Raw genomic sequence first — 10,271 nt, 5'->3', positions numbered from 1 at the left:
GCCATGGAGGCCAGCGAACCAATTTGGTGGCGCCGCTGCATTCATCGGCGAGAAGTTGTCCAGTAACATTCTGGGTGAGGCAATGCGGGGGTCAAAGTTGCAAGCCGATTGACACTGGAGGATCCGCCTCCGTGATGGAATTCAGCGCTGGAGGGGTTCTTTTTGACGATTTTCGCCGCGATGTCCGTGCGATGTCTCGCCACTTGCCAGAGTGTCTAGTTTCCCGCGGCGAATCCATCTCCGGGGCAGCCGCAGCGGGCGTTCCGTACAGACAGACCGTCGGTGTTTATGTCCGATCGTTTTTTTTCTTTGAGATTTCCTTGAAACGCCGTGGGCGAAGCTGGTCATGGTCCGTCAGCACCAGCGAGGGCACGCCGGTTATAGCAGGCTCACGAAGCAGGCGAGCCGCCGCCAGATACGAAGCGAACAGGGCGTTATTTCTGCTGCTAAGCGCGCCAATGGGCCCGCCTGTGTCAGTTTCGTCACGCCGAGCTGGCGAGCGGTGTCGGTCACCGCGTTGGCTCCCGCGCCATTAGGCCCTGGTCTGTGAGTGGGCATGTTATGGCCATGTCCCAGGTCCTCGTATTTAGCTGAATGCATGTAGGGGAATGTCGATGAAGCAGGCCAAGCAAAACGAGAGATCAAAACGTGGCAGCCTCGTCGGAAAAGGACTTGGTGGGAAAACGAAAAAACTGACCGCGACGATGAAGCGCCGTGCCCTCAAGATACAAAAATCTGAGCGACCGGATCCGCCATCTCAATAGAAACGCGCTCCACGCCCGCTCGCACTAAGCTCGTCAGGTGGCGCCCCTCCAACGGTCGCTCGCTACCTCTCCGCCAGCGCCTCTCTGCACCTGCTTGCTGTCACGTTGTGAGGGGCCCGCCGATTGGAGCTTCCTATCTCCTGGCGGCGTCCGGATCGAGCATGACGTTGTCAATAAGCCGGGTCGAGCCAACATAGCCTGCTGCACAGATGGCGACCGGACGCGATAACGGGTTCGTGGCCGGTTTTAGCGTGTCAGCGTCCACGATTTCGAGGTATTGCAACTCATCCAGCGCTCCCAGGGGAGGCCTGACAAGCGATAGCAGCCGGACGGGATCGCGCTCTCCTTCGCGAAACGCGGTTTCCGCCTCGAGCAGGCCCCGGCTGATCGCCAATGCACGCTTGCGCTCCGGGGCGCCGAGATAGCGGTTTCGGCTGCTCATTGCGAGGCCGTCCAGCTCGCGGACGGTCGGCACGGTGACGATATCGATCGGCAGGTTGAGATCAAAGGTCATGCGACGGACGACTGCACATTGCTGCAAGTCTTTCTGCCCGAAAAACGCGACATCCGGCTGGACCATGTTGAACAGCTTGCAGACAACGGTCGCAACGCCCCGGAAATGGCCGGGCCTAAACGGGCCGCAAAGGGGCTCTGCGGGTGCACCGGGTTCAACAAAGGTATCAAACTGAGGCGGGTAGACGTCTTGTACCTCCGGAGCAAAGAGGACGTCGACGCCTGCCTCGCGGCAAAGATGTTCATCGCGAGGGAAGTCGCGAGGATAGGTGGCGAGATCTTCCGTTAGGCCAAACTGCGTAGGATTAACGAAGATGCTGACGACCGTGGCGTCGCAACGAGCCTGGCTGTCTTCGACCAGGGCCATGTGGCCCTGGTGCAGGTAACCCATGGTGGGCACAAATCCGATGTGTTTGTCGGGGCCCCGAGCCTCAGCTAAAGCCCGACGCAGTTCAGCAACGGATCGGATGGTTCGCATGATCACGACCCTGAGGTTTGTTCGTGTGGAGTCCAGTTTGCGACCAGCTCCTTGAGCGCGTCCGGAAGGCGATAGGATTCCTGCCCTCCCGGGAATGTACCGTCACGGACGTCAGTCGCCCAGCGCGAGAGCGCCTCCTGCATCAGCTGAAATCCATTCGAATAGGCGCGCACGAATTTGGGCGGCTTACCGTCGGTAAGACCCACGACATCATGAAACACGAGCACCTGCCCCGAACAACCAAGACCGGCTCCGATTCCGATGGTCGGAATCTTTAGGATCTCCGTCGCCCGCGCTGCTAGCTCCGCCGGGATTCCCTCCAGCACGAGAGCAAAACAACCGGCTTCCTCGAGGCGATGCGCGTCCTCGAGTAGGCGGAAGGCGTCGGTGGCAGTCCGACCCTGCACCTTGAAACCACCCATGACATTGACGCTCTGCGGGGTGAGACCGAGATGTCCCATCACGGGAATTTCACAGTCGACCAGGGCGCGTACCATATCGAGGCGGTTTGCACCGCCTTCGAGCTTCACCGCATCGGCGCCACGCTGGAGGAAGCCGCCGGCGTTGCGGATGGTCTCTTCCCGGCTGACATGGAAACTGAGGAAGGGCATGTCGGCAATGAGAAGGGCACGCGGTCTTGTCCGCGCCACCGCTTCGAGGTGATGATTCATCATCGAAACGCTGACTGGCAAGGTGTTGTCGAATCCGAGGCAAACATTGCCAACACTGTCGCCGACGAGGATAATATCCACGATCGGATCAGCGATGCGCGCTGCAACCGCGTCGTAAGCGGTGGTCATTGCGATCCGCCGCCCCTCCTCCTTCCATTGCTGAACAAGGGGTATCGTAACTCGCTGGGTTGGCGACTGCGGCGCGTGGCTCATCTCGATCCTGATCTGCTTCTTAACGCCGGCAGTTCCACTCCCGGCACTTCTACTCCCGACGCTTCCTAGGCGAGAGGAGAGATACGGGTCAATCCACCGATACACAAAGAAAGCTTTCCCTCCAAACTGGAAGAAGGGCGCACCGAACCTCCCAATGATCGCGCAATCATCGTGAGCGTGATTCTCTGCGGCCGAGAGGAAGGTCCCGGTACGAGTCATGGATCGCAAAGCGGCGGATATGGACCAAGAACGCCGATGATCGGCCCGGCTGAACCGCTATAGGGCCTCAGCAATTCTGATGGGAGGCCGCAAGCTCATCGTGGACAAGGTGCCCGCGGCTCACAGCTTTCGCGGTGGTGATCGCGAGAAGTAGCCAAAGGTTGAACCCATTGTAGTCGCCCGGGGTGCGCACGAGCGTGCAGACTGGAAGGTCGTCCAACGAGAGATCGAACGATTGGATGCCATCTGCTGTGAGGGCGGTCGGGCTCGTGCGCCCTCCTCCTCTTCGGCGTCTGCACGCGGGGAGATAATCATCGTCCGGCTGCAGCATCGATTTAATAGCGGGCACTATCTCGCCTCGGGGACCAACATCAATTTCCATGTCAAGGACGCGAGTTATGTTGACGAGCGTCGTTGCACGGGCGGCGGCAACACCCGCTTCGATGTCGCGAATCGAGGTCTGCTGATATGGCCCGCGCGGCGATTTGCTGCTGCGACAACCCAGTGGCCATGCGCGCTTTCGAAAGCGCATGCCAAGATCCTTGAGCATCTTGTCTGAAGCTGGTGAGAATGACATGTTCTCAGACGGTTCTACAATATTTGATGCGTAAATGGCTCCAAGCTAGTAGAGACTTCCCAGTCGACCGCGTCCCTATGGCCGCATGGCTTGTCTTTTACTGCTGACCGATCCGGCCTTCGTAGGCCAGTGACGTTCGGGAGCCATCATCGCTTGACCTGGCCCTCGGCGAGGAGGACCTAAGGCGCCACGCCCCCTTCGGTAGACGACACGGCTCACGTGCCCGGCGCGCGCAGGCGCAGCTGATCCTTCCGCGGTGGCTCGCGGGAATGAGATGCTCGAGACTAGCCGCCCGGTGGCCGCAACGAGCGGCGCCTCGGCTTATCGCAAATGTCGAGCTATCCGGCCGAATCGTTTCGCATGCCGCCGGTCAAGGAACATAGTTTGCATGGGGAACGAAGAAGATGGGGTTATCCGATCCGGTGTAATGACGCAGCGATTCTGCGCAGGCCGCGCACACAACGCTCACCACCGACCCTGATTCAATTCTAGCTTGCGACAAAGAAGGTCGCGAATAGCAACGGCGCGTTGCCCGATCTAGGGGAGTTGTTGTGTGAACCGGTTTAAGAGCAAGGTCGCAGTTGTTACGGGCGGCGGTGGCGGAATCGGGGCCGCTATATGTAAGCGATTGGCACGTGAGGGTGCCGCCGTGGTGGCAGTTGATATGTCTCCGTCCGCCGTGCTGCCAGTCGTCGCCGATATTATTGCGAGTGGCGGCGTTGCGGAGGCCGCAGTTATCAATGTTGCCGATGAAGGCGCGTGCGGCCAAATGATAGAAAAGTTGCTCTCAAGGCGTCAGCGAATTGATGTTTTGGTAAACAACGCGGGCATTTTTAGAGGCGGTAAACTGCTCGATTTGTCGGATGATGATTGGCGACGGAGTTTTGCCGTCAACCTCGATGCAATATACCATCTCTGCCGATCGGTTCTGCCCTCAATGGTCGCTCGGCGCGCCGGCGCGATTGTTAATACCTCTTCGCAGTGGGGGCTGCATCCGGCCCCCGATTGTATCGCCTATAATGTGACCAAAGCAGCGGTCGCCTCGTTTACTCAGAACCTCGCTCGGGACTATGCGCCGGATGGGATACGGGTAAATGCGGTTTGTCCCGGGGAGATATACACACCTATGCTCGAACAGGGGCTAGAGCGATCGGGCCGCTCCATTGATGACCTTAACAAGCGAGTACCGTTTGGACGGGTCGGCACATCCGAAGAGGTCGCGGCCCTTGTTGCATTTTTGGCTTCGGACGAAGCGCCATTTATGTGCGGTTCTTTGGTCGAAATTACGGGCGCGCAGGCGGTGGCCTGACAGAGCGCTCATCCAAGAAGAGGAGCCTTGGCATGATCAAGAACCCGATCCCCTGGCCGAACCGTGCACGGTGCGCCGTAGCCTTCACATGGGACGTGGACGCAGACAGCTCTGTTCATGCCTCCCGTCCGGACAGTGCCGATAACTACGTCGCGACACTTTCGTTCATGCGATACGATCCGGAAGTCGCTGTCCCTCGGATTATCGATCTGTTCAAGCGGTACGAAATTCCGTTGACGTTCTTCGTGCCTGGTTGGACGATTGAAAATTACCCCGCAGCGATTGAGCTCATGCTCAAGGACTCGCACGAAATTGCTCACCATGGCTACCTTCACCACGACAACAACGCTATGTCGCGCGAGCAGGAATTGGACATCCTTTGCCGGGGGATCGAGATTATTGATCGTGTATCAGGTCGCAGACCGCTTGGATATAGAACTCCGATGATATCTTCCAATGGTGTCTCAAGACATACCATCGATCTGCTGATCGAGCAGCGTTTTTTGTATGATACGTCGCTGTACGGCGATGACATTCCTTACGTGCTTCGGAACGATAGAGGATCGCTAATCGAGATTCCGTGCATCCAAGGGTTGGGTGATTGGTACCACTACATGAGTTGGCGTGATTTCAATTATTCAACAAGTATCAAAACTCCGACCCACGCGATCGAGGTTTTCAAGGCGGAATTTGATGCCGCCTGGGAATACAACGGAATGTGGATGTGCGTGTGGCATCCGCCGGTGAGCGGGCGCCTAGGGCGATGTGCAGCCATTGAGCCGCTGATCAAATACATGATCAAAAAGGGCGACGTCTGGTTCGCTTCGATGTCCGAAATCGCGCTGCATGTCGAGGACGTAATATTATCTGGAAAGTGGAGCCCTCGCGTTGACCGGGTTCCTTATTACGTCAGTCCTGCGCTACGTCCCTAAGAGACAGAAGGCTAACGATTCGGTCGGCCCTGTCCCGCAAGCGCCACGGCCGATTGGAGGAACCGCTCAGCCGGCGATGGCGCGCTATCCGAGTCTGCTTGAACTCGCAGGTGTTCGAGTTCTGCCTAAAACCGCCCCTCTGTAAAACGAACTGCATCGTTCGGGGTTGAGCTATACGGGTTCCGGGGCTCAAGAAAACGATCTTGTCGATCATCGCGATCAGCCTGCGGAGACAACGACACAGAGCGTTGCCGACTGGCTCGGAGCGCTCTCGACCTTGTGAGGCGTGGTCCCATCAACAGGCGCAAGGTGCAACCGATCCTTCCAAATGCCTGATTGCCCTCTCGCGACTAGGCATTGTGACCTCTCGGTCTCCAGCGTCGAACAGACCACGGACGATAGCAACCTACGCTGATGGTCTTCCGCTCTAACGTGGAGGTTACAACTGCTCATCGCGGCCCCGTCAGGTTCGCGAACCGTCGGCACCGCGATAATCTCGATAGGAAGATTAAGCTCAGCCATCATCCGGCGCACCACGACGCATTGCTGAAAAGCGCTTCTGTCAAAAATGCGCTGCATCCCGCTGCTCCATGCTGGTTAGCTTGCACGCGACACCTCGAAAGCGCCCAGGCTTGAAAGCTCCGCGGAGCGGACTTGCGATCTAGTCCAGGACTATGAACTCTCGAAACCGATGAATAGCTCCCCTCTGGATTCGGCGCAAAGACGATTGCTACCCCGGCATCCTGAGCCAGCTTCTCGCCGTGCATGGAAATGTGTTGAGATCCTGATTTGGACCGAACTGAGTGTTGTTAACGAAGATGCTGACGAGGGTGATTGTACCAGGCTCGTATCAATCAGCCCCCGATCGCAGTCGTACGGCCTTCGCGGTCTGGACGAATAGACCAACTGGAAACCATGCGATGGATAGCCAAAGTAAATAGCTGGACGCGATCGTTTGCGAGATCGCTGTAGAGAGCGGAGCTTCGCGCGACGGCTTCGCCGACGTGCGCTTGCTTATCCTGTAAGCGTCGAATTCGATAATCTCTGCCGAGGGTTGTGTCACTGGAGCTTCCTATGTCACGTCGGATCCGCCTGTTCTCGCCGTGGAGAAGAGAGCGACTATCTGGCGCTTGCTGGCCGCGGTGAGCGACCGATTCGCAATGGCCAGCGCGTCGGCGTTAGATGAAGGCCAAGGCGAGCAGGGCCGAGCAGAGCACCGCGAGACTAGCTGCCACCAATGCCAGAAGGCTACCGCTCACAAGATCGTAATGGGGCATGAAGCACTCTCCATCAGACCGGCATCGTCAACAACCCAGTCCTCTCCGCCTTGACCGCCGATCGACGGATGAATGATCTACTCGAAGTTGACGCATTATTCCCGCCTCTTCCGAAAAAAAACCGCAGAATTTGATCGGATTCGGCCTCGCACCGGGCGTGTTGATGCGGCAGGGCCGACTAAAAGCTGGAACGGATTGATGGCTTGGACCCTTTGTAGCGTTTCGATTTAGGCTGCTCGCGCCTTAGCTGCATTGGGCTTTTGCGCCCTTAGGCGCGTGATACCGGGACGGGTCCTGGAGCCGAGCGCATCGCGATCGCCTGCCGTGGAAGGATCGCTAGCCCACTGCGTGAGGCGCTTATCCCAGATCGCCACGTCGCCTTGCCTCCAGCGCCAGCGCACCGTATTGTGCGGCGCCTTGATGTAGGACTGTAACAATTCGAGCAGTTTTTGACCGGTATGTGTCTGCAGGCCTACAAAGCGCCGCACGAAACTGCCAAGGATGAGCGTGCGCTCCCCGGTTTGGGGATGAGTACGGACCACCGGAAGCTTGGTTTCGAACTGCGTTTCATTGGCCTCGGCTGAGTGCTCGTTCAAGCCGCACTGATTGCTGTCGGTGTGAACCGCCCAGAGTTCGTCGGCGAGCATGCGCAGCGATAGCGGAAGATCGAGATACGCGGCCGCCATATCCGACCAAACGGTGTCACCGCCCTGAGCCGTAGTCGTTATGGCGCGCAGTACGGAGACGTTACGTAAGTCATCAAACATGACATCCGCCCGCCCTTGATCGGTTCCGCCGCTGTGGCTCGAAAATGGCTCTAAGATCGATGGCATCCGTTCGATCGCGCCGCCTTGAGGCGACGGGATCAGCATACCTAATCGAACAGAGAAGTGCTCCTGTTCGGCCTCATCCAGAACTTCCTGGTCACGGAAGAAGAGTACCTTGTGCTCCAGCAACAATTGGCCGATCGCACGCAACGCGTCGTCAGGCAACTCTCCCGATAGCCTGATATTGCGGACCTCGGCACCAAGTCGGACCCCGCGCTTAACGACGTCTGCGTTCGGTATGACATTGCCGATCTTCGTCGTATTGCTCATGACTGCTTTCAATACCGTGACCCGTTGAACTGAACTCGGCCATGCGCCGGTCGCGAGAGCGATGACGGAAAACATGCAAGAACATTCTGGTCAGCGGCAGAGCCACCCTTGCAACGTCTTGCTGAATGATCTCGCATTGACGTCCCTAAATTAAGCGCGAACGATGCACAGTCAATGAAACGAAATTCGCGTTATTATCGGCTGGAAGCAATGAATTCATTACGTCGGAGGAAGCCGCTGGAATATGTGCGCGATAGCGTTCAGCCAATCGTATCACGCCCCCCGCAACACGAGGCCGCTTGACGCGTTGTGTCTGTTATGGTGGTCGGCCCGTCTCCGTCATCGACGATGCGCTTATAAGGTGTTTAGTGATTGTTTCGCGCGACACTGCCAACTTATCCTCTCAATACGGAATGCCGCCGACCCTAATGAGCTGACGTCGCACGGTGGACGTTGCGCCAGAGGTCGGCTTTTTCAAACCTCCCTACCGATGAAGTTCTACGGATTCATGACGATCGCGCAAAGCGATAGAGGATCACCGGAAATTTATTGCGGAAGGAGAGAGAAACGTGCCGACAGGTCTTCGGCGCGTGCTTCGACGTTCGGGTTGCGCACGTCATGGATGCGCGTCAGCAAGACCGCGGCGTAATACAGCGCCCTACAAAGCGCATGCGTTCGCTCAGGCGGATAATTGTGGCATTCAAGTTGCCTGGCTGCGCGACGAGAGACCCACAATGAGTAATATCGTGCGCGCCGAGTTGACGATCCGGGCGCCGATGGTGCATGAACGCTCAACAACAGGCGGTTCGTTGAACTCGCCTCGTTGCCTCACCCGCTTAGAATAACTCGGAGCAGACCTGGCATGCACATCGGCGCCGCGCTTGGGCTGATTCGCGAGATGGGGCGAGTGTCCGGCGCGAGCGCGCGATAATGGCCTGTTGGAATACATCGCCAGTGTCGATTAACATTGCAGCGGCGGAAGATATGGGATCGCGCGCCCGTGCATCCAAGCGGCATCCAAGGTCTGGATGCCGTGGCGTAAGTGCTTGTCACGAAGTGAGGTTCTATAATCCGCCGGTTCATGCGCTTCATATCAGCGGCATTAGAGCAGGGAGTTGCCAGATGATGGGCCGGCTCACAAGCAGAACGGATGGAGGCCATCGCTGCCATCCGGGCCCGGATTCTCCGCGACCTGCAGTGCTAGTGCTCCCCAATATCTGCAAGTTCGCCGAGTGCCGATCAGTTCAGTTTAACCCAGCGACCGCCTAGTCGGGTGCAGTGGACAATGGGGCCTGCTGGTCAGCGGTGGCGGACCCGTGCGTGCTCCCGTCAGATCGCACCACTAAGAATAACGTCTCGGCATACCTGCCCCATACGGATTAGCTAAGCTCAGTCCTACGCCATTGCGCTGAATTGTGGCTGGTCAGTTGATTTATTGGCCGGGGTCCCAATCGGCCACTCCTGAAATAGTCCACTATGCAGATGAACGATCCGTCGTATCAAATGATGCGATCGGTCGCTATCGGCACGGATTGAAGCATTGCCGTCCGTCGCTCAACGGAAACCGTTCAGGTTCCCCGGGGCCGCCGCCCTCTGCGCCTTCTCACCCGAAGAGATTGTCGCTGTTATTACCAACCCAGCGGTCGAAATCGGTCGATGACCGCCTCTTGGACGGTGGATTTAGGCGTGAGCGAGCAAGTGATCGCACTATATGGTATCGAGACATCGTTATTGTCCCCAGGAGTTCGCGTTCTCGCACCGATGAGGGGGCAAATGGCTGGAGTATTGGTGAAAATGCGGCGGGCGGCCCAGAGCCACTTGCAAGACGATCGTCCGCGTACGCGCCATGGAAAGATTGCGATGAACCAATCGATCTGGTTTCAGCCGCCTCGCGCTGAAGCTCATTCCGCTTTCCGCCCGAGAGTGTCCTTCTGACAAAATCGGTCTAGGACGTGTTAGTAGAAAGGAACTATGTCATGAGCCCGACCGGAGACGGAATACCGTTCGAGAAGGAGGAATTTTCCCGTCGCTTGGCGTTGGTGAAGAAGGAAATGGAACGGCTGGAGATGGATACGCTGCTCATCAGCGAGCCATCTAATATCTATTATCTCACAGGATACGAGGCCTGAGCTGGTCCCGTTTGTCTGAACAGAATCTCCGCCTCGATAAGTGGAGCTTCTGCCGGGGTTAGACCGCCAAGCGGAATGGCGGCTGGTTGAAG

Annotated in this window: 10 protein-coding genes; 4 read left to right on the top strand and 6 right to left on the bottom strand. The window is 57.7% G+C overall.

Going from position 1 to position 10,271, the window contains the following annotated elements:
* Nucleotides 1-614: 614 nt before the first annotated feature.
* Entirely contained in the window at nt 615-764 is a 150-nt protein-coding gene (locus ABIB00_RS38360) for a hypothetical protein (protein WP_354107930.1), read from the top strand.
* Between the two features lie 133 nt (nt 765-897).
* On the opposite strand, the gene panC is transcribed toward ABIB00_RS38360, so the two are convergent.
* The 3 genes from panC to ABIB00_RS38345 form a co-directional block, all read right to left on the bottom strand.
* Complete coding sequence (gene panC / locus ABIB00_RS38355; protein WP_354107929.1) at nt 898-1,755, bottom strand: pantoate--beta-alanine ligase; 858 nt, start codon at nt 1,753-1,755, stop codon at nt 898-900.
* A 2-nt stretch (nt 1,756-1,757) separates the two neighbouring features.
* Complete coding sequence (gene panB / locus ABIB00_RS38350; RefSeq protein WP_354107928.1) at nt 1,758-2,639, bottom strand: 3-methyl-2-oxobutanoate hydroxymethyltransferase; 882 nt, start codon at nt 2,637-2,639, stop codon at nt 1,758-1,760.
* A gap of 286 nt (nt 2,640-2,925) precedes the next feature.
* A complete protein-coding gene (locus ABIB00_RS38345; protein WP_354107927.1) occupies nt 2,926-3,435 on the bottom strand; it encodes a hypothetical protein in 510 nt (169 codons plus the stop codon).
* Between the two features lie 553 nt (nt 3,436-3,988).
* On the opposite strand from ABIB00_RS38345, the gene ABIB00_RS38340 reads away from it, so the two are divergent.
* Both ABIB00_RS38340 and ABIB00_RS38335 read left to right on the top strand, forming a co-directional pair.
* Nucleotides 3,989-4,744, top strand: a complete 756-nt coding sequence (locus ABIB00_RS38340; protein ID WP_354107926.1) for an SDR family NAD(P)-dependent oxidoreductase — start codon at nt 3,989-3,991, stop codon at nt 4,742-4,744.
* Nucleotides 4,745-4,776: 32 nt separating this feature from the next.
* Nucleotides 4,777-5,676, top strand: a complete 900-nt coding sequence (locus tag ABIB00_RS38335) for a polysaccharide deacetylase family protein (protein WP_354107925.1) — start codon at nt 4,777-4,779, stop codon at nt 5,674-5,676.
* Nucleotides 5,677-5,895: 219 nt separating this feature from the next.
* On the opposite strand, the gene ABIB00_RS38330 is transcribed toward ABIB00_RS38335, so the two are convergent.
* The 3 genes from ABIB00_RS38330 to ABIB00_RS38320 all read right to left on the bottom strand — a co-directional run bounded on the left by ABIB00_RS38330 (nt 5,896) and on the right by ABIB00_RS38320 (nt 8,050).
* The gene (locus ABIB00_RS38330; RefSeq protein WP_354107924.1) at nt 5,896-6,255 is read right to left on the bottom strand and encodes a pantoate--beta-alanine ligase; all 360 of its coding nucleotides are present in this window, start codon (nt 6,253-6,255) and stop codon (nt 5,896-5,898) included.
* Nucleotides 6,256-6,406: 151 nt separating this feature from the next.
* On the bottom strand, nt 6,407-6,511 hold the full coding sequence (locus ABIB00_RS38325) for a pantoate--beta-alanine ligase (protein WP_354107931.1): 105 nt from the start codon (nt 6,509-6,511) through the stop codon (nt 6,407-6,409).
* Between the two features lie 669 nt (nt 6,512-7,180).
* Nucleotides 7,181-8,050 carry a TauD/TfdA dioxygenase family protein gene (locus ABIB00_RS38320; protein WP_502917959.1) on the bottom strand — a complete coding sequence of 290 codons (870 nt, stop codon included), beginning with the start codon at nt 8,048-8,050 and terminating at the stop codon, nt 7,181-7,183.
* A 1,976-nt stretch (nt 8,051-10,026) separates the two neighbouring features.
* On the opposite strand from ABIB00_RS38320, the gene ABIB00_RS38315 reads away from it, so the two are divergent.
* Nucleotides 10,027-10,179, top strand: a complete 153-nt coding sequence (locus ABIB00_RS38315; RefSeq protein WP_354107922.1) for an aminopeptidase P family N-terminal domain-containing protein — start codon at nt 10,027-10,029, stop codon at nt 10,177-10,179.
* Nucleotides 10,180-10,271: the final 92 nt, after the last annotated feature.

The sequence above is a fragment of the Bradyrhizobium sp. LB14.3 genome, from assembly GCF_040547985.1.
Taxonomy (GTDB): Bacteria; Pseudomonadota; Alphaproteobacteria; order Rhizobiales; family Xanthobacteraceae; genus Bradyrhizobium.
Note: the sequence above shows the minus strand (reverse complement) of the source record. Positions and strands in the feature narration are given on the sequence as shown.